The 24118-nt window shown below is 72.2% G+C and carries 24 protein-coding genes and 2 pseudogenes; 15 read left to right on the forward strand and 11 right to left on the reverse strand.

Annotated elements, in window-relative coordinates; genetic code table 11:
• Window positions 1-164: 164 nt before the first annotated feature.
• Window positions 165-1778 (forward strand): thiamine pyrophosphate-dependent enzyme, encoded by a 1614-nt coding sequence (locus ACIA8R_RS30605; protein ID WP_364093193.1) that lies wholly within the window; start codon window positions 165-167, stop codon window positions 1776-1778.
• Window positions 1779-1846: 68 nt separating this feature from the next.
• A complete protein-coding gene (locus ACIA8R_RS30610; protein ID WP_397041565.1) occupies window positions 1847-3052 on the forward strand; it encodes a DUF6461 domain-containing protein in 1206 nt (401 codons plus the stop codon).
• A 282-nt stretch (window positions 3053-3334) separates the two neighbouring features.
• Here ACIA8R_RS30610 and ACIA8R_RS30615 read toward each other — a convergent pair whose 3' ends face one another.
• Complete coding sequence (locus ACIA8R_RS30615) at window positions 3335-3985, reverse strand: TetR/AcrR family transcriptional regulator C-terminal domain-containing protein (RefSeq protein ID WP_364093187.1); 651 nt, start codon at window positions 3983-3985, stop codon at window positions 3335-3337.
• 404 nt (window positions 3986-4389) lie between these two features.
• Here ACIA8R_RS30615 and ACIA8R_RS30620 point away from each other — a divergent pair, with 404 nt between their 5' ends.
• Complete coding sequence (locus ACIA8R_RS30620) at window positions 4390-4866, forward strand: DUF6326 family protein (protein ID WP_397041566.1); 477 nt, start codon at window positions 4390-4392, stop codon at window positions 4864-4866.
• A 125-nt stretch (window positions 4867-4991) separates the two neighbouring features.
• Here the strand turns inward: ACIA8R_RS30620 and ACIA8R_RS30625 are convergent.
• Window positions 4992-5474, reverse strand: a pseudogene (locus tag ACIA8R_RS30625) (phosphotransferase); the annotation flags it as partial.
• A gap of 147 nt (window positions 5475-5621) precedes the next feature.
• Here ACIA8R_RS30625 and ACIA8R_RS30630 point away from each other — a divergent pair.
• Window positions 5622-6011, forward strand: coding sequence for a hypothetical protein (locus tag ACIA8R_RS30630; protein WP_397041567.1), 390 nt, complete (start codon window positions 5622-5624; stop codon window positions 6009-6011).
• A 41-nt stretch (window positions 6012-6052) separates the two neighbouring features.
• Here the strand turns inward: ACIA8R_RS30630 and ACIA8R_RS30635 are convergent, their stop codons facing one another.
• Window positions 6053-6724: a TetR/AcrR family transcriptional regulator gene (locus tag ACIA8R_RS30635; RefSeq protein ID WP_364093177.1), complete on the reverse strand. Its 672-nt coding sequence runs from the start codon at window positions 6722-6724 to the stop codon at window positions 6053-6055.
• Between the two features lie 75 nt (window positions 6725-6799).
• On the opposite strand from ACIA8R_RS30635, the gene ACIA8R_RS30640 reads away from it, so the two are divergent.
• Both ACIA8R_RS30640 and ACIA8R_RS30645 read left to right on the forward strand, forming a co-directional pair.
• Entirely contained in the window at window positions 6800-7741 is a 942-nt protein-coding gene (locus ACIA8R_RS30640; protein WP_397041568.1) for an MBL fold metallo-hydrolase, read from the forward strand.
• A 65-nt stretch (window positions 7742-7806) separates the two neighbouring features.
• Window positions 7807-9123, forward strand: coding sequence for a hypothetical protein (locus ACIA8R_RS30645; RefSeq protein ID WP_397041569.1), 1317 nt, complete (start codon window positions 7807-7809; stop codon window positions 9121-9123).
• A 66-nt stretch (window positions 9124-9189) separates the two neighbouring features.
• On the opposite strand, the gene ACIA8R_RS30650 is transcribed toward ACIA8R_RS30645, so the two are convergent.
• Window positions 9190-10128, reverse strand: coding sequence for an NADP-dependent oxidoreductase (locus ACIA8R_RS30650; RefSeq protein ID WP_397041732.1), 939 nt, complete (start codon window positions 10126-10128; stop codon window positions 9190-9192).
• A gap of 88 nt (window positions 10129-10216) precedes the next feature.
• Here ACIA8R_RS30650 and ACIA8R_RS30655 point away from each other — a divergent pair, with 88 nt between their 5' ends.
• Window positions 10217-11221, forward strand: a complete 1005-nt coding sequence (locus ACIA8R_RS30655; protein WP_397041570.1) for a GlxA family transcriptional regulator — start codon at window positions 10217-10219, stop codon at window positions 11219-11221.
• A 227-nt stretch (window positions 11222-11448) separates the two neighbouring features.
• A complete protein-coding gene (locus ACIA8R_RS30660) occupies window positions 11449-11589 on the forward strand; it encodes a hypothetical protein (RefSeq protein WP_397041571.1) in 141 nt (46 codons plus the stop codon).
• Window positions 11590-11905: 316 nt separating this feature from the next.
• Here the strand turns inward: ACIA8R_RS30660 and ACIA8R_RS30665 are convergent, their stop codons facing one another.
• The gene (locus ACIA8R_RS30665) at window positions 11906-12592 is read right to left on the reverse strand and encodes an ABC transporter ATP-binding protein (RefSeq protein ID WP_397041572.1); all 687 of its coding nucleotides are present in this window, start codon (window positions 12590-12592) and stop codon (window positions 11906-11908) included.
• Between the two features lie 133 nt (window positions 12593-12725).
• Here ACIA8R_RS30665 and ACIA8R_RS30670 point away from each other — a divergent pair.
• The 3 genes and pseudogenes from ACIA8R_RS30670 to ACIA8R_RS30680 all read left to right on the forward strand — a co-directional run.
• Window positions 12726-13010: pseudogene (locus ACIA8R_RS30670) on the forward strand (response regulator transcription factor); the annotation flags it as partial.
• 199 nt (window positions 13011-13209) lie between these two features.
• Complete coding sequence (locus ACIA8R_RS30675) at window positions 13210-13383, forward strand: LuxR C-terminal-related transcriptional regulator (protein ID WP_364093148.1); 174 nt, start codon at window positions 13210-13212, stop codon at window positions 13381-13383.
• 88 nt (window positions 13384-13471) lie between these two features.
• Window positions 13472-14761 carry a vanadium-dependent haloperoxidase gene (locus tag ACIA8R_RS30680; protein WP_397041573.1) on the forward strand — a complete coding sequence of 430 codons (1290 nt, stop codon included), beginning with the start codon at window positions 13472-13474 and terminating at the stop codon, window positions 14759-14761.
• An 82-nt stretch (window positions 14762-14843) separates the two neighbouring features.
• On the opposite strand, the gene ACIA8R_RS30685 is transcribed toward ACIA8R_RS30680, so the two are convergent.
• The 4 genes from ACIA8R_RS30685 to ACIA8R_RS30700 are packed head-to-tail and all read right to left on the reverse strand — an operon-like array spanning window position 14844 to window position 18746.
• Complete coding sequence (locus ACIA8R_RS30685) at window positions 14844-16124, reverse strand: FAD-dependent monooxygenase (RefSeq protein WP_397041574.1); 1281 nt, start codon at window positions 16122-16124, stop codon at window positions 14844-14846.
• Window positions 16115-16762, reverse strand: a complete 648-nt coding sequence (locus ACIA8R_RS30690; protein ID WP_397041575.1) for a maleylpyruvate isomerase family mycothiol-dependent enzyme — start codon at window positions 16760-16762, stop codon at window positions 16115-16117. The genes ACIA8R_RS30685 and ACIA8R_RS30690 overlap by 10 nt, the downstream gene beginning before the upstream one ends.
• Window positions 16762-17595 carry a fumarylacetoacetate hydrolase family protein gene (locus ACIA8R_RS30695; protein WP_397041576.1) on the reverse strand — a complete coding sequence of 278 codons (834 nt, stop codon included), beginning with the start codon at window positions 17593-17595 and terminating at the stop codon, window positions 16762-16764. The genes ACIA8R_RS30690 and ACIA8R_RS30695 overlap by 1 nt, the downstream gene beginning before the upstream one ends.
• Window positions 17592-18746 (reverse strand): cupin domain-containing protein, encoded by a 1155-nt coding sequence (locus tag ACIA8R_RS30700; RefSeq protein WP_397041577.1) that lies wholly within the window; start codon window positions 18744-18746, stop codon window positions 17592-17594. The genes ACIA8R_RS30695 and ACIA8R_RS30700 overlap by 4 nt, the downstream gene beginning before the upstream one ends.
• Before the next feature lie 78 nt (window positions 18747-18824).
• On the opposite strand from ACIA8R_RS30700, the gene ACIA8R_RS30705 reads away from it, so the two are divergent.
• On the forward strand, window positions 18825-19589 hold the full coding sequence (locus tag ACIA8R_RS30705; RefSeq protein ID WP_397041578.1) for an IclR family transcriptional regulator: 765 nt from the start codon (window positions 18825-18827) through the stop codon (window positions 19587-19589).
• A 45-nt stretch (window positions 19590-19634) separates the two neighbouring features.
• Here the strand turns inward: ACIA8R_RS30705 and ACIA8R_RS30710 are convergent, their stop codons facing one another.
• The gene (locus tag ACIA8R_RS30710; RefSeq protein ID WP_364093130.1) at window positions 19635-20396 is read right to left on the reverse strand and encodes an IclR family transcriptional regulator; all 762 of its coding nucleotides are present in this window, start codon (window positions 20394-20396) and stop codon (window positions 19635-19637) included.
• Window positions 20397-20464: 68 nt separating this feature from the next.
• Here ACIA8R_RS30710 and ACIA8R_RS30715 point away from each other — a divergent pair, with 68 nt between their 5' ends.
• The 3 genes from ACIA8R_RS30715 to dmpG are packed head-to-tail and all read left to right on the forward strand — an operon-like array spanning window position 20465 to window position 23255.
• Complete coding sequence (locus tag ACIA8R_RS30715) at window positions 20465-21289, forward strand: 2-keto-4-pentenoate hydratase (RefSeq protein ID WP_397041579.1); 825 nt, start codon at window positions 20465-20467, stop codon at window positions 21287-21289.
• Window positions 21286-22230 carry an acetaldehyde dehydrogenase (acetylating) gene (locus ACIA8R_RS30720; protein WP_397041580.1) on the forward strand — a complete coding sequence of 315 codons (945 nt, stop codon included), beginning with the start codon at window positions 21286-21288 and terminating at the stop codon, window positions 22228-22230. Before ACIA8R_RS30715 ends, ACIA8R_RS30720 begins: the two co-directional genes overlap by 4 nt.
• A complete protein-coding gene (gene dmpG / locus ACIA8R_RS30725; RefSeq protein WP_397041581.1) occupies window positions 22230-23255 on the forward strand; it encodes a 4-hydroxy-2-oxovalerate aldolase in 1026 nt (341 codons plus the stop codon). Before ACIA8R_RS30720 ends, dmpG begins: the two co-directional genes overlap by 1 nt.
• Window positions 23256-23283: 28 nt before the next feature.
• On the opposite strand, the gene ACIA8R_RS30730 is transcribed toward dmpG, so the two are convergent.
• Window positions 23284-23934 (reverse strand): TetR/AcrR family transcriptional regulator, encoded by a 651-nt coding sequence (locus tag ACIA8R_RS30730; protein ID WP_364093119.1) that lies wholly within the window; start codon window positions 23932-23934, stop codon window positions 23284-23286.
• Window positions 23935-24118: the final 184 nt, after the last annotated feature.

Here is a 24118-nt window from a genome sequence, read left to right on the forward strand (position 1 = left end):
TGCCGCACATGGACGCCTTGACCTGTGAAAACACCCGTCCTGAGTAAGGTCAAGCCACGTTCGCCCGGCCGGCTGCGCGGGTAGGCGTCCCAAGCGGCCGGACGATCCGCGCCTGTCCCTTCCGACCGATCTGCCGTACGGCGGGCATGCCCAGGAGCGTCATCGTGCCCTTCACCGTTGCCGACTACATCCTTGAGCGGCTGAGCCAGCAACAGGTCGACACCCTGTTCGGTGTGCCCGCCGCCTACGGCGCCCCGCTGTTCGACGCGGTGGGCGCCCACCACATCACGCCGGTCGTGACCGCCACCGACCTCGAAGCGGGCTACGCGGCCGACGGTTACGCGCGTACGAAGGGCCTCGGCGCCGCCGCGGTGGCCAACGGCGTCGGCATGCTCAGCATGATCAACGCCATCGCCGGCGCGTTCGTCGAGCGCAGCCCGGTCGTCGTCGTGAACGGCGGCCCGAGCGCCGCGAACCTGGCCAACCTGAAGAACTTGGATGTCCTGTTCTCGCACTCGACCGGCCAGCCCGACGGAGACCTCAACGCCTACCGGCTGGTCACCGCGAGCGCCGCCCGCGCCGGGCAGGCCGCCGACGTGCCCGCCCTGGTCGACACCGCGATCTCGACGGCGGTCAGGAAGAAGCGGCCGGTCTACATCGAGATCGATCGGACCATCTGGACGGCGGCCTGTTCGCCCCCTTCCGGGGCGTTGCCCGTCACCAATCCGGCGGCGGGCACCGAGCAGCAGCTCGCCGCCACGATCGTGGGGCTCGTTCGCGCCGCCACGAAACCCGTGCTCCTGCTGGGCACCGAGGTCCAGCGTTACGGACTGGCCGACAAGGTCGCCGCCCTGATCACCAAGCTCGGTGTCCGCTGGTCGGCCCAGGTGCTGGCCAAGTCGGTGCTGTCCGAGCAGGACGCCGGCTGGGTCGGAGTCTTCGCCCCGCCGAACTGCCAGCCCCCCGAGGTCCGGAACGCGGACCTGATCGTGATGCTCGGCTGCGTCTTCCCCAGCAGCTACGCCACGTTCATCCGGGACAACACCGGCCACATCATCACCGCCTACGACGGCAAGGTGAAGATCAAGAACGGGAGCAAGCAGAACGCCGACATCACCGCCCTGGTGACCGCCCTCGTGGCGGAGGCGGCGAAGGAGGCGCCGGTCCCCGTCCCCGCGGCCGTCGACCCGTCCCCGCCCGTCGCCACCGGCCCGCTGACCTACGCCCAGGTGTTCGACCGCGTCGGTGCCGCCCTGGACGCCTCATGGCTGGCGATGCCCGACACCTTCCTCGGCGGCGCCTCGGCGGCGAGCCTGCCGGTCAAGGGCCGCGACGGGTTCCTGACCAGCGCCGTGTGGGCCTCCATCGGCCATTCCGTGGCCGCCGCCGTCGGCGCGTCCTTCGGGTCGAGCAGGCGTCCCCTGATCATCTGCGGTGACGGGGGCTTCCACATGACCGCCCAGGCACTGTCCACGTTCGTACGCTACGACCGCAACCCCGTCGTGGTGATCATCGACAACGGCATCTACGGCCTGGAGCAGTACCTCATCGACTCGGACTTCTTCACCGACCCGAACGTGACGCCGAAGCCCTACGTCCTGCTCAACCCATGGGACTTCGTCACGTTCGCCAAGTCCCTCGGCGTTCAGGCCACGTACTCCGTGGACACCGCGGCAGAGCTCGACCAGGCCCTCGCCGCGGTGAAGACGTCGTCCGGCGCTCCGGCACTGATCGTCGCGAAGGTCAACTCACGCGGCCTGCCCGCAGTGCTGCCCTGAAGCACCGCTCCCCACACGATTGTCGGGGCCGCCTGCCACACTCACCGTGATCGCGGAGGAGGAGAGCGATGCGCAGGATCATGCCCGCGGACTACGCGTGGGAGAACGACTGGTATGAGATCTACACCGTCACCTTCGTCCACGGCCCGGACGAGCGCGAGACGCTCCGGCGGTTCGGCGTCGCCGACGCCAACATCCATGTCGTGGACGATGACGAGGTCGGCGAGCGCACGGCGGTGAACGAGGGCTGCTGCGACATGGTGCTGGTGACCCGGGCCGGCGACTGGATCATCGCCTTCGAGTACGACGGCTGGGCGGGAACCCGTCCGGCGACACTGCGCGAGCTGACCCGCGACGGAGGTGAGGCCGTCTCCGTCATGCGCCACGACTACGCGGCATCGCACGACTTCCAGCACGCCGCGGACGGACGGATTCGGACCGCCTTCCGCCCGCAGACACCCCAGGAGCGCTGGGGCAGCCACCCCGACGCGCTGAACGAGGACCTGCGCGAGCTGGGCCTGGAACCCGAACCGGCTGACGAGTTCCAATACCTGTCCGGCTCCGTTCCCGCGGCCCTCGCCCTGGCAAGTCGTATCACCGGAGTGTTGTTCACCCCCGCGTTACTGGACGGGTCACTCCTGGGCGGCGTCATCACCGACCCACCACCCAACGACCCTCCGCGAGGCGACCCCCTCGCCCGGCACGCTCTGCGGGCCTGCAACCGGAAGCTCGCCGAGGCCATCGACCTTGCCTCTCCCGACCTCCAGCGGCGGGCCGCGGTCGCCGAGGCCCGCCGCCAGTGCGAGTTGGCCGGCGTGGCCGACCAGCCGGTGCTCGCCGCCGCGCTGGCTGCGGCCGAGCGGGGCGAAACGGGGCCGATCGGGCGCGACTCCCCGCTCGCCGAGTTCATCCGCGGTTACGAGTCGGAGCTGACCGGCCACCCGATCGACGAGGCCACCGGCGAGTGGATGACCGGCCCATCCGCGTTACCGCACGCCTCGACGGCCGAGCGGCGCAACATCTTCTCCTTCGACAACAAGACCGGCATGCCGGCCTGCCCGAGCTGCCGGTGGCATCACCGTCCGGGCGAAGCGGAGCGGGAGGCGATCCGGCCGCGCTGGCAGGCGGCGATGTCGGTACGCCATACCCTCTCCCCCGACGCCAGGGGGGCCGCGTACGGCACCCACTTCCCCTTGGTCTACGGCGGTCAGCCCCTGGCCGACCGCGACCACGCGACGGCCGTCGCCACGACGCTGCGGGCCGCCTCGGCGTAGCACCGACCACGGGACGCGTGGCAGACGTCGTAGCCCGAGGTTGTCACGTTACGTGAGCTGACGCCCTTTTCGTCGTTGCCCGGAGGTGGTCGACCGGCGCTTGGTCACGCTTACGGCCAGGCCTCGCTTGCGTCCCGGCACCTTCTTGGCGACGTCCCGGCCGGTCGTGGTGGCGGGGGCGCCAGCCACGACGTGGACGCTTTGGGTGTCCAGTACGACCACGGTTCGTCCCTGGTGGCGGATCGCGTCGACGATCTCCCGCAGCGCACAGTTACAAATGGCTCACGTAGGCACTCTCAGGGACTCGAGGGCGGCCAGGACGAGGTCGAGGCCGAAGGTGAACTCCTCCGCCGGGTCGTAGCCGGCAGCGGCGAGCACCGCGGCGGACTCGTTGAGGTAGGGGAACTCGTCAGGAGGAAGCTGGGGCAGGTAGACGTCCTCGGCCATGTCCGCGAACTCATCGGCGGTGTCGAACGGCAGGCTGGCTTCCTGCAGGGCGAAACCGTAGACATAGCTGTCGAGCAACCAGTTGGCGTGCGTCGCCATCAAGACCGGGAAGCCGGCCTTCCGCAGGCAGGCGGTGACCGCTTCGCGGTGGCGGAGGTTCGCGGGCCCCGGCGATGTCCGCGACTCCATCAGGCCGATCGCCCATGGGTGGCGGGCGAGAACCTGTCGGGTGGATACCGCCCGACATCGCATCGCGGACTGCCAGTCGGTCTCTTCGGGCGGGAGCTCGATCTCCTCGAACACGACGTCGATCATGGCGTCCAGCAACTCTTCCTTGTTCGCCACGTAGTAGTAGAGCGACATCGCGCCCGCGCCGAGCGCGCCGGCCAGCCGGCGCATGCTCAGCCCGTCGACCCCCTCGCGGTCGGCGAGCCGGACCGCCTCGACCACCACCCGTTGCCTGCTCAGCGCCGCGTCTGACGCCACCGGGCGTTGTTCCCTGGCAGACACGGGTCTCCTCTCGCTCGCTCGAACGGCTTGACAATCGTCCATCGCACGGTCATGGTACAGCGTACTACTTGTGGTACAGCGTACGACGTACGGTGTACGAACCAGCCAGGGTCGTCGCTCGGACGTGAGGGGGCTTCTGTGGGAATCGATCGGCGATCGAGCGCCGGAGCACGCCTGGCGCCGGAGGCGAGTCCGGCCGGGGCGACGACGATGCGGGCCGCCGACCAGCACCGTTACGGCCTGCCCTCAGCGATCGAGTCGTCCGAGGTCCGGGCTACCACTGCCCGGTCGAGGCGATGTGCTCGTCCAGGTGGGCGCGGCCTCGGTACATCCCCGCCGCCAGTCCGGCGGAGGGACCGCTCCTCTCGGAAGAAGAACCGATGACCACCCGAACGAAAACCCCGACCCTGCTCGACAACCGGCCGGTCCCCGTGCACGCCAAGCTCGCCGCCGCATGGACCAGCTTCATGTTCCTCTACATCTACGTCGACTACTTCCACCTCCACAAGCCCGGCGTCATCGACAACCTCCGTGCCGGCGTCATCTTCGAGTTCGACACCAGCCCGACGTTGTTGACCATGATGCTCGCGTCCGTGGCGATCCCGGCCCTGATGGTGATGCTCTCCATGACGCTGCCCGCCCGGGTGAACCGCGCCACGAACCTCGTCGTCGCATCGCTCTACATCCCCTATTCGGTGTTCAACGCGGTAGGGGAGTCCTGGGACTGGGCCCCCTTCTACGGCCTCTCCATCGGGATCGAGGTGCTGCTCCTGGCCTTCATGCTGCGCTCCGCCTGGACCTGGCCTCGAACCACCGCCGTCCCATCCGGTCCCGCGACGACCGACCTTCGACAGTAGGTGTCCGTCAGAGGCCATCGATCAGGCGTCGTAGTGCCGCGTGAGCGGGTGGGCCCCACGTGGCCTTGCCCGAGGTCGCAGGCCGGATCGCCGGCGGACAGGTCGCCGAAGTCGATCACGCCGCAGATGGTGCCGTCCGCGGTGAGGACGTTGGCCGGATGCAGGTCGCCGTGGAGCCAGAGCGCCGGGCCTGCCCAGCCGGGCGCGGCGACGGCGTCGTCCCAGACGGCGCGGACGGCGTCCGGGTCGGGGACGAGCCCCATCTCGGTGGCCTCGGCGAGCTGCTCGGCGAACTCGGCGGAGCGGCCGGCCGGCGGCGCCCCGCGGCCGAAGCGGCCGGCGGGCGCGTCGCCGGGTGCGGGCCGGTGCAGCGCCGTCAGGAAGGCGGCCAGGGCGTCGGCGGCCGCCGCGGCGCGCGTGACGGGGGCGCGGTCGGCGGGCTCGCCCGGCACCCAGGTGGTGACGATCCAGGGACGCGGAAACCGCGGCGACGGCTCCCCGAGGCGCTGGGGGACGGGAACCGGCAGCGGGAGCCGCGGGGCGAGGCCGGGCAGCCAGGCATGCTCCTTGCGCAGCAGCGCGTCCGCGTCCCGCGTCGCCCAGGGCAACCGGACGGCGAGGTCGTCGCCGAGCCGCCAGAGCTGGTTGTCCCAGCCCTCGCGCCGAGCCGCACCGGGGAACCGGCCAGGTCGGGATGCTGGTCACGCAGCAGCTCCCGCACCAGCTCCGCGCTGATCTCGACCTCGTGGTGCGTCATGCGGAGCAACCCTAGCCGGACGCTGGTCGGCAGCGCACGGGCCTCGCTCTGCCTGGAGACGGGCGACCTGGCCGGCGCGGAGAAGGCGCTGGAGAAGGCGTACGCGGCGGCGTCGGAGACCCGGGACCTGCCGATCCTGTCGCTGGTGGCGGTGAACGCCGCCGCGTACGCCGAGGCGCGCGGACGGCACCACGAGTCGGCCGTCCTGCTCGGCGCCGCGTCCCGGCTGCGCGGCGCGCACGACCGCACCGATCGGCAGATTCGCGAGCTCACCCGGCGAGGGCGGGCCGCGCTGGGCGAGGACGCCTTCGCCGCGGCGTACGGGAAGGGCTGGCACCTGGACGGGAAGGCGGCCGCGATCGAAGCCGACCCGGCCCGCCTGGCCTGAACGGATCCCCGGCCCGAAAGGCGTACCCCTTTGAGGGGGGGTCAGCCGCGAGGACGGCGGGCCAGGCGCTCGGTGTGAGCCGAGCGGGCCGCGGGGCGGTCCGCCGGGTGCGACGCCTCCTGGGCCAGGCCGTTGAGCGTGGCACGGACCACGCGCCCGGTCTGGAGCTCGACCGCGTGCGGGTCGTCGAAGTGGATCAGGCCGTCGGCCAGCAGCACGGCCAGCCCGTGCAGCGCGGCCCACACCACGAACTCCGCCCCCTCGCGGGCGGCCCCCGGCAGGCCGCCGGCGTCGGCGAGCCGGTCGAGCTCCGCGGTGAGGACGTCGTGCGGGTGGGGGGAGATGGCGGAGTCGGGGGCGGTGGCGGCGCCGCGCAGCACGAGCCGGGCGACGGCCGGGTCGTCGAGCGACCAGCTCACATAGCCGCGCCCCAGGGCGATCAGCCGCCGCTGCGGGTCGTCGGCCTGGCCGGGCGCTCGTTCGCAGTCGTGCCGCAGGCGCTCCCCGAGCCAGGCGAGCGTGCGCTCGGACAGGGCGCGCACCAGCGTGTCGCGCGAGGCGAAGTGGTGGTAGGCGGCGCTGGGGCTGACGCCGACGCGGGCCGAGGCCTCGCGCAGGGACCAGCCGTCGACGCCGCGCTCGCGTACGAGAGCCTCGGCGGCGTCCAGCAGCGCGCTGCGCAGGTCGCCGTGGTGGTATCGCCCTTTCGCCATCGCCCGATCTTAACACTGATCAGATCTCTGCTACGCTCGCCAGCATCTCAACACTGTTCAGATTGGAGCCGGATCATGTGCCCCGCCGATGTGACGCCGAACGCGTCCCCCGACCTGAGCGACCTTCCCGACGTCCGGACCAGCCCGCCGCCGATCGTGCGCGGCGAGCCCGTCGAGGTGTCCGACGGCGTGTACGTCATCCCCGACAACCGCGTCGAGCTCGTCCCGAACGTCGGCATCGTCGTGGGCGAGCACTCCGCGCTGGTCATCGACACCGGCATGGGCCGCCGCAACGGCGCCCACGTCCTGGAGCAGGCCCGGCGCCTGGCGGGCGACCGGCGCCTGTACCTGACCGTCACGCACTTCCACCCCGAGCACGGGTTCGGGGCGCAGGCGTTCAAGGGTGCCGCGACGATCGTCTACAACGCCTCCCAGCGCGCGGAGCTGCACCGCAAGGGCGCCGCCTACGTCGAGATGTTCAAGGGGCTGAGCGCCGCCGCGGCGGCCGAGCTCGAAGGCGTGGAACTCGTCGATCCCGACCTGGTCTACGAAGGTCAGGCCGAGATCGACCTGGGTGGGCGCACGGCGACGCTGCTGGCGGTCGGGCCGGCGCACACGGGCTCCGACCAGGTCGTCGTCATCGACGACCGGGTGTTGTTCGGCGGCGACCTGATGGAGACCCGCATCTTCCCGATCGCGCCGTACTTCCCGCCGTACGACGTGGACGTGGACGGCCCCGGATGGATAGGCGTGCTCGACGATCTGATCGCCCGCGGCCCCGAGGTCGTCGTGCCCGGCCATGGGGAGGTGGCCGGCGTCTCCCTGATCCGCGACGTCCGCGACTACCTCGACTACGTGTACGCGGAGGCTTCACGGTTGCACGCGGCCGGACTCTCCGCCGACGAGACGGCCGCGAAGATCGGCGAACAGGCCCGCGCCCGCTGGACCACCTGGGAACGCCCCGAGTGGATCACCCTGGCCGCCCGCGCCTTCTACGCGGGTATACACACGGCCTGAACGGCCGCGGCATCATTCGATCTGGCGGCTTCTCCGTCGGCACGCGGTCAGGAGGGATACGGGACATGCGGAAAGAGCGACGCCGGATCCACGAGTTGTCCATCGCGCGGGAGCAAGGTGAGCAGGACGCGCGGGTCATGTGGTTGTTGCCGTTCCAGCAGCGCACGCCGTACGAGGAGCCGCTCTTCGCGTGCTCCACGTCGCAGAGAGCGGTGGACCCGCACGCCCCCGTCGCCCTTTACGAGAGCCAGGAAGTCCATCTGACGGAACGGGACCCCTCGAACGCTTCCGAGCACATCTCCATCTTCGACACGCGGTGGCAGGTGCCGTCCACGTTCGTGTGGCACTGCCGCCCGTCGCCGGAATGGTTCCCGCCGATCTTCGAGACGCGACAGTCGACCTTGTGCGACCTGTACGTCGCCTCCGCCGAGAAGGTGGAACTCGGGTGGAACGCGGACCTGCTCCTGCGCGTGCCGGTGCGTCCCGGATCGGACGGCCCCGAACCGGCGCCCACCCTCCTCACACCGGAGTCGTCCCACCATCGACCGTCGCTGGTCGAGCGGTCGGGCGTCACCCATCTGGCGGCGGACCAGGGCGATCTCGACCGGTGGCAGGAGGCCGCCGTCGTATACCTCACCGAACTCAACGAGGTGGTCAGGCAGGTCAGCCACGCATGGTGCGACTACGGCCATCGCATCGCACTGTCGTCCCGGCGGACGCGGAGACGCTTCGAGCGATGGCGGTCGACGCTGATGGACGGGCATGACCGTCTGGCACGCGCCTCCGACCGGTACCGGCCGGTGCACGACGAGGTGCGCGCCCAGATCGAGGAGACGTCGAGAACGCATCTGCGGATGGGCGCGCAGTTCTCCCGGCTGTTTAGGTGGCAGCAGCGGGAAGCGTGGTATCTGACGCCCTCCGGACCGGACGAGTTCCGCATCGCACGAACGGACGAGGCGGGTCCCGCCCCGACCGGCCGACCGGTGAGCCTTCAGCACGTCATCGAAGCGGCGAAGGAGAAACGCCGCGACCTGCACCGGGTGGACTGGCATCCGGACTCGGTCCACGCCGCCGACGGGGAGCTGGCGGCCATCACCGCGCGGCTGCCGCCTTCCGGCACGACCCCACGGGGGCTGCCGATGGCCCCTGCGCCTTCTCCGTCGCTTTTCGCCCTGGTCGACGACTGGTTCAGGCTTGACGTCAAGGACCTGAGCGACCCCGCCGAACTCGAACGGGACCGCGCGCGACACGCCGAATGGGAGGAGGAGCGGGCCAGGTCGGCCCCGCAGCGTTCCTCCTCGACGTCCTCGGGCGGCAGCTACCCGACTTACCCGGGCGGCGGCGACTTCGGCGGGTTCGGGGGATTCACCGTTCATACCTGACGTCGCGTCGTCGCACGCGGCATGCGCCGAGCTCGCCGCGCAGTCCGGCGCCGCCGGAGGGCGGGGCTACTGCACGGTGAGGACCAGTTTCCCCCTGGTGTGGCCGGTCTCGCCGAGTGCGTGGGCCTTCGCCGCGTCCGCCAGTTCGAAGGTGCCGGCGATCTCCGCGCGCAACCGGCCGTCGGCCACGAGCCGGGCGATGGCCAGCATCCCGGCGTGGTCGTCCTGCACCAGCATGACCTCCGCCCGCACGCCGAGGCGGGCCGCTTCCCGGGCGAGCGCCCGGGTGCCGTCGTCGAGGCGCAGGGAGACCAGGAGACCGCCCGCGCGCAGGCTGCGCAGAGAGCCCATGGCGTGATCGCTGCCCTGGGCGTCCAGGACGACGTCGGCGTCGCGGACGGCCTCGGCGAGGTCCGTGGTGCGGTAGTCGTGGACCTCGTCGGCGCCCAGGGCGCGCAGGAAGTCGTGGTTGGGGGCGCCGGCGGTGCCGATCACGTACGCCCCGCGGGCCTTGGCGATCTGCACGGCGAGGTGGCCGACGCCGCCGGCGGCCGCGTGGATCAGCACCCGCCACCCGGCCTCGACGCGCGCGGTGTCCACGAGGGCCTGCCAGGCGGTGAGGGCGGCCAGCGGCAAGGCGCCGGCCTGCACGTGGTCGACGGCCGCGGGCTTGGGCGCGAAGGCGCGCGCGGGGCCGGTGACGTATTCGGCGTGCGAACCGGCTCCGTGCGGGTACGGCAGCATGCCGAACACCTCGTCACCCGGCTTGAAGAGGGTGACCCCGAGGCCGGTGGCCTCGACCACCCCGGAGACGTCCCAGCCGAGGACGAACGGCGGCTCGCCGAGCATGAGGCCGGGGATGGCGCGGTGTTTCCAGTCGGTCGGGTTGACGCCGGCGGCGCGTACCCGCACCAGAATCTCGCCCGCCCGGGCCGCCGGACGCGGCAGCCGGATCTCCTTGAGCACCTCGGGGCCGCCGACGACGTCCTGGCTGACGGCACGCATGGTGGTGATGTCGTTCATGCGCTCAGCCTGCTGGGTCCGGCCGTCCGCCGGGAGTGGCAGAAATGTCATTCGTCGATAGGATCATGCCATGCATCGTGTGGTCGTCCTGGCGCTCGACGGGGTCTATCCGTTCGAGCTCGGCATCCCGCAGCGGGTCTTCGGCACCGCGCCCGACCTCTACGAGGTGCTCACCTGCGCGGTCGAGGGCCGTGCCGTGCGCACGAGCGCGGACTTCACGATCAGCACCCAGCACGGTCCGGAGCTCCTGGCCACGGCGGACACGGTGGTCGTCCCGCCGTACGCGTCGGCTCCCGACTCGGCGCGGCTGCCCCCTCAGGTGGCGGACGCCTTCCGGCAGATCCCGGCGGGCGCCCGGGTCGTGTCCATCTGCACCGGGGCGTTCGCGCTCGCGGCGGCGGGGCTGCTCGACGGCCGCCGGGTCACGACGCACTGGAACCAGGCGGCCCGGTTCAGCGCGTTGTTCCCCCGGGTGACCCTCGACGCGGAGGTGCTCTTCGTCGACGACGGCGACATCCTCACCTCGGCCGGCGCCGTGTCGGGTGTGGACGTCTGCCTGCACCTCATACGCAAGGACCACGGCAGCCGGCTGGCCAACCACGTCGCGCGCCGGTGCGTCGTGCCGCCGTGGCGGGACGGCGGCCAGGCGCAGTACATCGAACAGCCCGTGCCCGAGCCGTCCGCGGCGGGGACCTCCGCGACGCGGGAATGGGCGCTCGAACGGCTGGCCGAACCGCTGACGCTGACCGACCTCGCCGCACACGCCCGGATGAGCCTGCGCACCTTCGCCCGCCGCTTCCAGGACGAGGCCGGGATCAGTCCGGGGCGGTGGCTGACCCAGCAGCGGGTCGGCCGGGCACGGGAGCTCCTGGAGTCCAGCGACCTGCCCGTCGAACTGGTCGCCCACCAGGTGGGATTCGCCACCGCCGCGTCTTTGCGTCAACATCTGCACGCCGCGATCGGGGTCTCGCCGCAGGCGTACCGTCACACCTTCCAGGCCGCCGCCGCGCCGGCTCAGGTGACGTCGCGCCGGAGCGTGACGAGCCCGGCGACCAGCACGACGACCGCCACGTAGCCGGCGAACAACAACCCCCGCCCCAGGCGGGCAGCAGGTCCGCGGTGTCCGGTCGCAGGCCGCCGAGCGCCCTGGCCGCCCCCGTCGGAAGCCAGGGATAGACGCCGGGAGCCAGCCAGGTCAGGAGGTAGTCGCCGTACAGGAAGATCAGGGCCGCCAGGACGACGGCGGCGAGCTGGTTCCTGATCAGCACGGCCAGCGCGACCCCGAACACCGCGTACCCGGCCGTGGCGAGCACCCCGCCCGCGAGGGACGGCAGCACGTCGGGGCCCGTCACCGGCAGTCCCCTGACGGCCAGCAGCGCCGCGCCCGCCGCGAGCGTGGTCAGCGCCGACACCACGGCCACCGCCAGGCCGACCAGGCCGTAGGCCAGCAGCTTCGCCGTCACCACGGCCCCTCTGCGTGGTGTGACGAGGAAGGACCAGCCGATGGTCTGATGCCGGAACTCGCCGGACATGCCCAGCACGCCCAGGATCAGGGTGAAGACGTAGGCCTGCTGGGCCATGCCGTAGACGTTCCCCGGCGGCGGGGCCGGTGACGACATGGCGACGAGGGCCGCCCACGACACGCAGAACGCGGGGGCGATCGCGGCGAGGACCCAGGTGGCACGGTTCGCGCGGGCCCTCGACAGCTCCGCGCGGACGAGCCGCGCCGTCCTGCCGCCGACCGGCGGGCCGAGGGGGGTCATCCGGTCACCTCCAGGTAGAGCTCCTCCAGGCCGGCCCCGGTCCTGAGCGGACCGCTCCACCGCAGGCGGCCGGCCGCGACGATCATCACGTGGTCGGCGATCTGCTCGACCTCGGCCAGCACGTGGCTGGAGAGCAGCACGCTGTTGCCGTCCATGGCGTACGCCCGCAGGAACCCGCGCAACCACCGGATGCCGGCCGGGTCGAGCCCGTTGGCCGGCTCGTCCAGGACGAGCAGCCCGGGTTCGCCGAGCAGGGCGGTGGCCAGGGCGAGCCGCTGCCGCATGCCCAGTGAGAACCCGCGCAGCCTTCTGGGCCCGGCCTGCGCGAGGTCGACGAGTTCGAGCACCTGCCCGACCCGCGCCTCGTCGAGCCCGGCCGCGACGGCGACGGCCCTCAGGTGCGCCTGCGCGGTGAGACCGGGATGGAAGCCGGTGGCCTCCAGCACCGCGCCGACCTGCCGGAGCGGCTGGTCGAGGTCGCGGTACGGCCGGCCGCCGACGGTCGCGCGGCCCGAGTCGGGGGCGACCAGGCCCAGGATCATGCGCAGTGTGGTCGTCTTGCCCGCCCTGTTGGGCCCGAGGAAGGCGGTGACGGCGCCGGGGGGAGTCTCGAAGGACAGGTCGTCGACGGCGGCGACCTTCCCGTACGACTTGCTGACGTGCTCGACGCGGATGACTGTCATGGTCGCCAGCCTCCGGCAACGGCCCCGGCGGACGCATGGGAGCAGGCATGCGCGAACGGGCCGCGCTCATCGGCGGCACGCTCACCACCCACGCCCAGGAGGACGGGTTCACCGTGCTGCTGCGGGTGCCGTCATGAGCGTTCGGGTGCTGGTGGTCGACGACCAGACGGTGGTGCGCGAGGGGCTGGTGCTGCTTGAGCTCGTGCCCCGGGTCCAGGTCGTCGGCACGGCCGGCGACGGCCTGCAGGCGGTGCGCATGGCGGCCGAACTGCTGCCCGACGTGGTGCTGATGGATCTACGGATGCCGCTGCTCGACGGCGTCGAGGCGACCCGCCGCATCCGTGCCGCGCGGCCCGCCACCGAGGTCGTGGTGTTGTCGACGTACTGCGACGACGAGCTGGTGTTCGCCGCCCTGAGCGCCGGCGCCCGGGGCTATCTCACCAAGGACACCGACGCCGAGTCCCTGGCCCAGGCCGTGTGCGGGGTGGCAGGGGGGCGGACGCCGTTCTCGCCGCGGGTACAGCGCGGGCCGGGCCCCGGCCCCATCGCTGCCGCCGGATCGGTGTGGGGGCGGCTCCCGTCCCCTCCCCGACGGGCTCACCCAGCGGGAGGGCGGGGTGCTGGAGCTGATCGCGGCAGGCTGCTCCAACGCCGAGATCGCGGCCCGCCTGTTCATCTCCGAGGCCACCGTGAAGAGCCACATCAACAACTTGTTCGCCAAGATCGGCGTACGCGACCGGGCCCAGGCGGTCACCTACGCCTTCAGGAACGGCCTGGCGCCCCGCGAGTGAGCTGCGCCGGCGTTTCGGATGTGTCGTTATCGAGTTTTCGCTCATCGCGTCACTTAACCGGCGTCGAGGGGCATAGTAATTTGCTCGAATGCCTCAATCACGTGGTAGGCGACGGCCGGTCATCGTACGATGGCTGGCCGTCCTCGTCATCGCCGCCGGCATCCCGGCGGGAACGGGCTCATCAACCGCGTACGCGTCGGTCACCCAACCGCCGCCGAACGCCGTCATCGTCTGGGACCGCAACGCCCAGACCGCCATCTGGGACGTCGCCGGCCAGCAACCGCAGGTCCAGGCCCGCAGCTTCGCCATGGTCCACGGAGCCGTCTACGACGCGGTGAACGCGATCGCCGGCACCCCCTACCAGCCGTACCTGATCGCTCCCCGGGCCGACGGCGGGGAGTCGGCGGAGGCCGCCGTCGCCACCGCCGCCTTCCGCGTGCTGAACAAGCTCTTCCCGGCCCAGCAGGCACGACTGACGACCCAGTACGACGAATACCTGGCCACGATCGCCGACGGCCGCGCGAGACGACGCGGCATCGCCGTGGGCGACCAGGCGGCGGCCGCGATGATCGCCGCCAGGGAGAACGACGGGGCGTTCGGCGACCAGACCTGGCCCACCGGCACCGAGCCCGGCCGGTGGCGGCCGACGCCGCCCACGAACGCCTCGGACGGGGCCTGGGTCGGCGAGCTCAAGCCGTTCCTCATCCCCAGCGCGTCGATGTTCCGCACGTCGGGCCCGCCCGCGCTCACCAGCGCCCGCTACGCCAGGGACTTCAACGAGCTCAAGCGGATCGGCGCGGCCGGCAGCACGGTCAGGACGCAGGACCAGACGGAGGCCGCGATCTACTGGCACGACCGGCGCCTGGCCGAATGGGAGATCAAACGCCAGCTCGCCACGACGCGGCGGCTGAACACCCTTCAGGCGGCCCGGATGTTCGCGATGGTCGACCTGTCCGAGGCCGACGCCACGACCGCCTGTTACAACGAGAAGGCGGCGTGGGCCTTCTGGCGGCCGATCACCGCGATCCGCCTGGGCGACACCGACGGCAACCCCACCACCGTGGCCGACCCGGACTGGACGCCGCTGCTCGTCACCCCGCCGCACCCCGACTACACCTCCGGGCACACCTGCTTCACGGCGGCCAGCATGTCGGCGCTGACCGCCTTCTTCGGCAGGGACGACATCCCCTTCAGCGGATACAGCGCCGATTCGGGCACCACCAGGAACTTCCGCGGCTTCTCCCACGCCCTGGCCGAGGTCGTCGAGGCCCGCATCTGGGGTGGCATCCACACCCGTACGGCGGACGTGCAGGGCGCCAGGATCGGCGCCCAGGTCACCGCCTACATGGTCAGGCACTACTTCCGGCCGAAACGGTGAGACCGGGCAAGCGACCCGACCTGCGCTGAGACAGCCGCCCGGGTCATCGACCTCCCGCACGAGGTCGGTCACCGGGCGGCGGTCACAGAACGGCGGTGTCGAGCGGGATCGGGCGGAACATCTGCGGCTCGTCCTCGGGGGTCAACGCCGTCGGACCGAAGATCCAGTCGACGAACGAGTAGTCGAGGACGTCGCGGTCCCGCAGCAGGGCGTTGCGCTGCAGCCTGGCAAGGCCGTCGAGGTGCCACAAGGCGCCCCACGCCCGCGCGGTGGTCACCACGCGGCGGCAGTGCTCGGGCCGTACCGCCTGGTAGGCGGCGAGCGTCCGGTCCCAGTCCACGTCCGGGCCGCCCTCGGCGCGCTGGGCGGCGACGTGCTCGCCGAGCACCCAGCCGTCCTCGATCGCCATGATCGCGCCCTGTGCCATGTACTGCAGGGGCGGGTGCGCGGCGTCGCCGAGCAGCGCGATGCGGCCGGTGACCCAGGACATGATCGGGTCGCGGTCGAACATCCGCCACCAGCGGTCGCGCCACATCAGCGGCAACCCCTTCTGGACCTGGTCGCAGGTGCCCGCGAACGCCGCGTCCAGCTCGTCGGGGGTTCCCCAGTCGTCCTCGCCGGCCAGCGCCTTGGGCGACTCGAACACCGCGACCTGGTTGAACGTCCGCGCGCCCCGCAGGGGGTACTGCACGAAGTGGCAGCGCGGGCCGATGTACACCACGACGTCCTTGTCGTGGACGTCGTTGCCGGCCACCTGCTCGTACGGCACGGCGCAGCGGTAGGCGACGTACCCGGAGCTCACCGGCTCGTCCTGGACCAGCAGTTCGCGGGCGACCGAGTGCAGCCCGTCGGCGGCGATCACCACGTCCGCCTCGTCCGCGCGGCCGTCGGCGAAGCGCAGGCGGGCGCCGCCGTCGAGGTTGCCGTACCACGTGCAGCGGGCGTCGGTGAGCAGCTCGACGCCCGCGCGTTCGCAGGCGCGCAGCAGGATGCCGTGCAGGTCGCTGCGGTGCATCACCAGGTACGGGTAGCCGTAGCGGCGTTCGACGTCGCGGAGGTCGAGCCGGGTCAGCTCGCCGGCGTCCACGGCGTCCTTCATGACCATGGTCTCGGGCAGCACGCCGAGGGCGGCCGCCTCCTCCAGCAGCCCGAAACGATCCAGGATGCGGGTGCAGTTCGGGGCGAGCTGGAGTCCCGCGCCGACCTCGCCGAACGCGGAGGCCGCCTCGTACACCCTGACCCGCAGCCCCTGGCGGACCAGGGCGAGCGCGGCGGACAGGCCGCCGATGCCGCCCCCGACGACGATCACGTCGGCGCGGGTGGAGGGGAAGCTGTCCATGGGGTCCTCTTTCGTCACAGCCATGGAGGCAGGGTCGGTGGGGGGCCGCCGTCGGCGGCGGTCACGCCGCTCGCCGGGCGTCCGGCCAGGTAGGCGGTCACGTCGGCCAGCGATCCCCGGACGTCGGGCACGGCGTCGTGGCCCCGCTTGGCGCGGATGTCGTCCCGCAGCTCCCGCAGGAAGTCGCCGGGCAGGTCGGCGAAGGTGAGCCCGGTCGCGAGGTCCACCGTGTGCACCATGACCTCCCGGGCGCGCATCCACGGGGTCTCGCTCGCCGGCACGGTCCGCCCCTGGGCGGTCACCACCTCGGCCCGCCACGCCTGCTCGGGCAGTGCCGCCATCGCGGCGCCCAGGGTCGCGGCGGACTCGGTGAACCACCGGGTCAGCTCGCCGGCGCCGAGCAGGGCGCCTCGCTCGATCCCGGCGGCGCGCTCCTGCGGCGAGGCGTACATCGGGCTCTCCTCGCCGGTGCGCGCCCACCGGACCAGGTTGCCGATCGCCTCGGCGTTCGCCGCCAGGTGGGCCACGACGTGCCTGCGCGTCCAGCCCGGCAGAGCCGACGCGGCGCCGTACTCCTCCTCCGACAGGCCGGCGATCGCCGAGGCGCACAGCGCGGTCCCGGCGTCGGCCCAGGCGAGCGTGGCGGCCAGGTCGCGCGGCATCAGTCGCCCTCTCGCACGACGCGGTTCTCCAGCCTGCCCAGCGACTCGATCTCGGTCACGACGACCTCGCCGCCCTTCAGGAAGACCGGGGGCTTGCGCGCGTGGCCGACGCCGCCCGGCGTGCCGGTCGCGATCACGTCGCCCGGGTTGAGCCGGACGATCGTCGAGACGTAGCGGACCAGGGCGACCGGGTCGAAGAGCAGGTCGCCGGTGTTGTCCGACTGCATCACCTGGCCGTCGACCTCGCATCGGATGTCGAGCGCCGGACGCGGGCCGGTCTCGTCCGCGGTGACGAGGAACGGGCCGAGCGGGGTGGTGGAGTCCCAGTTCTTGCCCTGCAACCATTCCCGGGTCCGGAACTGCCAGTCCCGGCAGGTGATGTCGTTGAGCACGGTGAACCCGGCGATCGCGGCGACCGCCTGCTCCTCGTCCGCGCGGCGCGTCTGCCGGCCGATGACGACGGCGAGCTCGGCCTCCCAGTCGAACTGCCCGGTCTCGGCCGGACGCCGGATCTCGTCCGTGGCGCCGATGAGGGTGTCGGCGAACTTGGAGAAGAGCGTCGGGTACTCGGGCAGGTCGCGGCCCATCTCCTTGATGTGGTTCTGGTAGTTCAGCCCGACGCAGACGACCTTGCTCGGCCGCGGCACGACCGGGGCGAGGTCGGCTCCGTCCAGCGCGTGCCGGGGGCCGTCGGCGGTCGCGGCGGCCCGGAGACCGCCGGGCGCGGCCAGCACCGCGCCGACGTCGGGGTGCCCCACCTCGACGAGCTGGTCTCCCTCGACGCGGACGGCGGCGGTGCGGTGGTCGTCCAGACGGACGGTGGCGAGCTTCATCGGCCGCCCTCCTCGGTGTGGCTGCGGAACAGGTTGAGTTTGGTGAAGATCGGGGCGTCGCTGAACTGGAACAGGTCGAGCGCGCCGGAGTCGGAGTCGGAGCCCGACGCCTCCGAGCGGATCGACAGCGGTTGCCAGGACGGCACGACGAAGAGGTCCCCGCGGGTGACCTGCCAGGACACGTCGCCGACGGTGACCTGGCCGGACCCGTCGAAGACCTGGTAGACCGACGAGCCGGTCTCCCGGTACGGCGCGGTCTCCACGCCCGGCACGATCCGGTGGAACTGCGCCCGGATCGTCGGGAGCACGTCGCCCGCGGTCGTCGGGTCGGTGTAGCGGACCAGGGCGTGGCCGGGTTCGATCGTGCCGGGGTGTCCCTCCCGCTCCAGCGCGAGCTGGTCGGCCAGCGCGGCGTCGGTGTCGGTCCAGCGGTAGCAGAGCAGGGGCGTGCCCTCGTGCCGGCGCAGCTGCGAGACCGGCGCCAGGCCGGGGTGTCCCCACAGGCGTTGCGAGCGGGAGCGGTCGGGGGTGGCGTGCTCCTCCTCGCTGAGGGTGTCCCGGCCGAAGTCGAAGAACTGCGCCTCGACGCCGTACTGGAAGGGGATGTCGAGACCGTCGATCCAGGCCATCGGGGTGTCGGCCGCGTTGCGGTGGGCGTGCCAGTGCAGGCCGGGCTGGGGCAGGAAGTCGCCCCTGCGCATCGGCACCGGGTCGCGCTCGACCACCGTCCACACCCCTTCGCCCTCGACGACGAAGCGGAAGGCGTTCTGCGTGTGCCGGTGCTCGGGGGCGTTCTCGCCCGGCATCAGGTACTGGATCGCGGCCCACAGGGTCGGCGTCGCGTAGGGCTTGCCGCCCAGGCTCGGGTTGGCCAGCGCGATCGCCCGGCGCTCGCCGCCGCGGCCGACCGGGACCAGTTCCCCGGCGCGGCCGGCGAGGCCCAGCAGCGTGTTCCAGTCCCACCGGTGCGACTGCGCGCTGGAGCGCGGGTGCGGCGGCATCAGGTCTCCGATCTCGGTCCACAACGGGACGAGCAGCGCCTCTTCGAAGCCTCGGTAGAGGTCCTCCAGGTCGGGGCTGAGGGAGGGCTGGTCCGGCCGGTCCACAGCGGCGAGCCTGACCGGCGACCTGCCTGCGTTCACATGGGGCATGGCCCCGACTATCCGTGGAGATGACGGATCCGGAAAAGAGGATTCTGCAGGACGGAATTGTGTGCGAGGATCGGTCCCATGGCGAAGCCCATGAAGACCCCGCCCGCCTACGCGCCGAGCAGCGTCGACCATGCCCTCCAGCTGGCGCAGATCCTCCAGCTCGACGGCGTGGTGACGGTCTCGGCCGCGGCCGAGCGCCTGGGCGTGGCCCGCTCGACGGCCCACCGGCTGCTGACCGCGCTGGTGTACCGCGATTTCGCGGTGCAGAACGAAGACCGCAGCTACCGGGTGGGCCCCGTCCTGGCTCTGGCCGAGCGCGCCCGGTCCGACGTCGGCGCGCTGCGCGCGGCGGCCCTGGGGGCGATGCGGGCGCTGGTGGACCGCATCGACGAGACGGTGAACCTCAGCATCCGCACCGGCCGCAACGTGCGCTTCATCGCCTCGGTCGAGTGCGGGCAGGCGCTGCGGGTGGGCAGCCGCGAGGGGATGGTCTTCCCGGCCCACCAGGCCACCGGCGGCCTGGTGACGCTGGCGGCGCTGTCGGACGAGGAGCTGGAGCTCCTCTATGCCGCCGACGATCGCGGCGATCCGGCCGAGGAGCTGCCGGATCTTGTGCGGCTGCGGCGCGACCTGCGGTCCGTGCGGCGCAGCGGGGTCGCGCTCAACCTCGAACGCACCGAGCGGGGGGTGGTCGCCGTCGGATGCCCGGTGAAGGGCCGCGACGGCGCGACCTGGGCGGCGCTGTCGGTCTCGATGCCCAGCGTCCGCTACTCCCCCAAGCAGATCAAGCCGCTCGTCGCCGCGCTCACGGCCGCGGCGGACTCGATCACCTACGCCCTCTGAGCCCGTGCGCTTTCGGGGCGCCGGGTCACCGCAGGGTCCGCCGGGTCACCGGAGGAGGTCGCGGCGGCTGAGGGTGCTGGCGAGCGCGGCCGCCGCCGCGCGTACCGCGGTGGCGTGGCCCTCGGGCCGGAACCTGCCGGTCGGCCCGGCCACGCTGATCGCGGCCAGCGGCTCGTCGCCGCGGCCCAGCACCGGCGCGGCGACGCACAGCAGCCCGACGGCCGACTCCTCCGCCTCGAACGCGACGCCGGTCTCCGCGACGCGCCGCAACTGGGCGCGCAGGATGCTCGGCGCGACGACGGTGTGCGGGGTACGTCGTTCGAGCGGGCCGGTCAGCACGTCGCGCCGCAGGCCGGGGTCGGCGTAGGCGAGCAGCGCCTTGCCGATCGCGGTGCAGTGGAGCGGCATGCGGCCGCCGGTGCGCGAGGGGGCCCTGGCCTGGCGGTGGCCGCCGATCTTGGCCACGTAGACGACGTCGTGGCCCTCCCGCACCCCGAGGTGGACGGTCTCGTGGGTGCGTTCGTAGAGATCCTGGAGGAACGGCATCGCCAGTTCGAGCAGGCTGCGCTCCAGCGAGGCGAGCATGCCGAGCTCGAACAGGCCGCCACTGAGCCGGTAGCCGCCGTCGGCGCGGTCGAGCAGCCGGTTGGCGACCAGATCTCCGGCCAGCCGGTGGACGGTCGCCTTGTGCAGGCCGGTACGCCGTACCAGCTCGGCGAGCCCGACGACCCGGTCCTCGGGCCGGAAGGCGCGCAGGATCGTCACCGCCTTGCCCAGCACGGTGTCGAGATCCGCCCTTTCCGTCACCCGCACAGCGTATCGCTGAGCGAGACGATGTGCTGGTTGCGGTGCCGTCCTGCCTGCACAGTGGGGGTATGAACGAAACCATCGGAGCGGCAGCCGCCGGGCCGTCCGACATAGCCGCCGCGGCCGGGCGGCTCACGCGGGCGGCCGCGTCCGGCGTGCCGTGCGCTCCCGTGCGGGATCTGATCGGCCGTGACGACCTGGCCGCCGCGTACGCCGTGCAGGCCGCGCTCACCGCGGCCCGCCTCGCCGCCGGCGCCCGGATCACCGGCCGCAAGATCGGCCTGACGTCCGAGGCGGTGCAACGGCAGCTCGGCGTCGACCAGCCGGACTTCGGCGTCCTGTTCGAGGACATGGCCTACGCCGACGGCGCCGTGATCCCGGCCGGACGGGTCCTCCAGCCGAGGGCGGAGGCGGAGATCGCGTTCGTGCTCGGCTCCGACCTGGCCGACGGCCCCCTCGACGCCCGGCAGGTCCGGGACGCCGTCGAGTACGGCGTCGCCGCGCTGGAGATCTGCGGCAGCCGGATCGCCGGATGGGACATCTCCTTCGGCGACACGGTCGCCGACAACGCCTCCGCGGGCGCCTACGTGCTCGGGACCGAGCGCCGCACCCTGGAGGAGTTCGAACCGGTGGACGTCGTGATGTCCATGAGCATCGGCGGCCAGGAGGTCTCCACCGGCACCGGCGCGGCCTGTCTGGGCGACCCGATCGAGGCGGTCGTGTGGCTGGCGCGCACCGCCCGCGACCTCGGCGAGCCGCTGCGCGCCGGGCAGGTCGTCCTGTCCGGCGCGCTCGGCCCCATGCGGCCGGTCACCGCCGGCGACACCGTCACCGCCACCCTGTCCGGCCTCGGCACGGTGACGGCCGGCTTCACCGAAGGAGCAGCATCATGAGCAGGACGAAGGTCGCGATCATCGGCTCGGGCAACATCGGCACCGACCTGATGATCAAGGTTCTGCGCGGGGCCCGCCATCTGGAGATGGGGGCCATGGTCGGCATCGAAGCCGCCTCGGACGGCCTGGCCCGCGCCGCCCGGCTCGGCGTCCCGACGACCCACGAGGGCGTGGACGGGCTGATCGCGCTGCCGGGCTTCGAGGAGATCGAGATCGTCTTCGACGCGACCTCGGCCAAGGCGCACGAGGTGAACGCCGCCCGGCTGACCCCGTTCGGGAAGCGGCTGATCGACCTGACCCCGGCGGCGATCGGCCCCTACGTCGTCCCCGCCGTCAACCTCGACGAGCACCTCGACGCGCCGAACGTGAACATGGTCACCTGCGGCGGTCAGGCCACGATCCCGATCGTCGCCGCCGTCAACCGGGTGGCGCCCGTCGAGTACGCCGAGATCGTCGCGTCCATCGCGTCGAAGTCGGCCGGTCCGGGCACCCGGGCCAACATCGACGAGTTCACCGAGACCACCTCGGCCGCCATCGAGCAGATCGGCGGGGCGCGCCGCGGCAAGGCGATCATCATCCTCAACCCCGCCGACCCGCCGCTGATCATGCGGGACACGGTCCTGTGTCTCGTCGCCGCGCCGGACCCGGCCGCGCGCGAGGAGATCGGCCGGTCGGTGGAGAAGATGGTCGCCGACGTGGCCGCCTACGTGCCCGGCTACCGGCTCAAGCAGCAGGTGCAGATCACCGAGATCCCCGCCGAACAGCCGGTCGGGACGCTCCTGGCCGCCGGGGCCGCGCGGCCCACCCACCAGGTGTCGGTCTTCCTCGAAGTCGAGGGGGCCGCGCACTACCTTCCGGCCTACGCCGGCAACCTCGACATCATGACCTCCGCCGCCCTGCGGGTGGCGGAACGCATCGCGGCAGGGAAGGCGGACCTCTGATGGGCACCCCGATCTTCGTCCAGGACGTCACGCTTCGCGACGGCATGCACGCCGTTCGCCACCGGATCGGCCTGGAGGACGTCAAGCGCATCATCACGGCGCTCGACCGGGCAGGCGTCGACGCGATCGAGGTCGCGCACGGCGACGGCCTGGCCGGCGGCTCGCTCAACTACGGTCCCGGCTCGCACACGGACTGGGAGTGGATCGAGGCGGCGGCGTCGGTGCTGGTCAACGCCCGCCTCACCACGCTGCTGCTGCCCGGGGTGGGCACCGTCCACGAGCTGAAGCGCGCCCACGAGCTCGGCGTGCGATCCGTCCGGGTGGCCACGCACTGCACCGAGGCCGACATCTCCGCCCAGCACATCGCCGCGGCGCGCGAGATCGGCATGGACGTGTCCGGCTTCCTGATGCTCTCCCACATGGCCCCGCCGGAGGAGCTGGCCCGGCAGGCCAAGCTCATGGAGTCCTACGGCGCCCACTGTGTCTACGTCACCGACTCCGGCGGCCGGCTCACCATGAACGACGTGGCCGCGCGGGTGCGGGCGTACCGCGACGTCCTCGACCCGGGGACGGAGATCGGCATCCACGCCCACGAGAACCTCTCGCTGTCGGTCGCCAACTCCGTCGTCGCGGTCGAGAACGGCGTGCGCCGCGTGGACGCCTCGCTGGCCGGTCACGGCGCCGGGGCGGGGAACTGCCCGCTGGAGGCGTTCATCGCGGTCGCGGACCTGTCGGACTTCGAGCACCGGTGCGACCTGTTCCAGCTCCAGGACGCCGCCGACGACATCGTCCGCCCGTTGCAGGACCGTCCGGTGCGGGTCGACCGGGAGACCCTCACGCTGGGGTACGCCGGCGTCTACTCGTCCTTCCTCCGCCACGCCGAGTCGGCCGCCGCGCGGTACGGCGTGGACGTCCGCGACATCCTCATGGAGTGCGGTCGCCGCCGGCTGGTCGGCGGGCAGGAGGACATGATCGTCGACATCGCCCTCACGCTCGTCAGCGAGCGGGACCAGCGGTCCGCCTGACGCTCGCGCCCGGCCGCACAGGGAGACCTCAGCGGCCGGCGAGCAGTGCCTGGCCCATCGCCACGATGGCGTCGGCGAGTTGCTCCATGAACTCCGCGATCGGCTTGCCGTCCCCGGACTGGAGGGAGACGAACGCGCCGTCGAAGCCGGCCATGCCGAAGTGGGCGAGGGCGTCCGCGACCGCGTTCGCGGCGTCCTCCCCCTCCCCGGCGAACGACGATCGGATCATGTGCCGCATGAGGTCGCGGCCCTCTTCGCGGACCTCGATCACGGTCTGCGTCGCCTCCGGCGCCTCGGCGGCCTCGTTGCTCATCACCAGCACGAGCAGCAGGCGCAGGAACTCCTCCCGGTGCACGAAGACCTCGCCGGTCCTGCGCAGGTACCAGCCCAGCCGCTCGCGGGGGGTGCCGCCGGGCGGCGGGTCGCGGTGGGCGTCGCGCATGGCGTCGAAGAAGCCCTGCGCCCCCTGGGCCATGACGGCCGACAGCAGCCCCGCCTTGGACTCGAAGTGGTGGTAGAAGGCGCTCTTGGGCAGGCCCGTCTCCTTGACGAGCGTCGAGATCGACGTGCCGGCGTAGCCGCGTACGGACATCACCCGGGCGGCCGCGTCGAGGATCTCCTGCCGGGACCGGCGGCCGCGGCTGTTTCCGGCCTGCGCCACCTGCGTGCTCTTCTCCACCTGCCGAAGTCTAGGGACCCCGGGAGGGAGGCTCGTCCATCCGCCGGTCAGGGCCGGATCAGAACTCGTTCGGGCCACCTCTTGACACGTTGCCGCAGGTCGTTGTTAGTCTCCTCACAATTGGACCGAACGTTTGGTCCAAAAGTGCCGCATCGAGCATGTGCGGCCGAGAACGGAGTCAGCG

Origin of the sequence: Nonomuraea sp. NPDC051191 (assembly GCF_044455665.1) — a bacterium.
In the GTDB taxonomy this organism is placed as follows: Bacteria; Actinomycetota; Actinomycetes; order Streptosporangiales; family Streptosporangiaceae; genus Nonomuraea.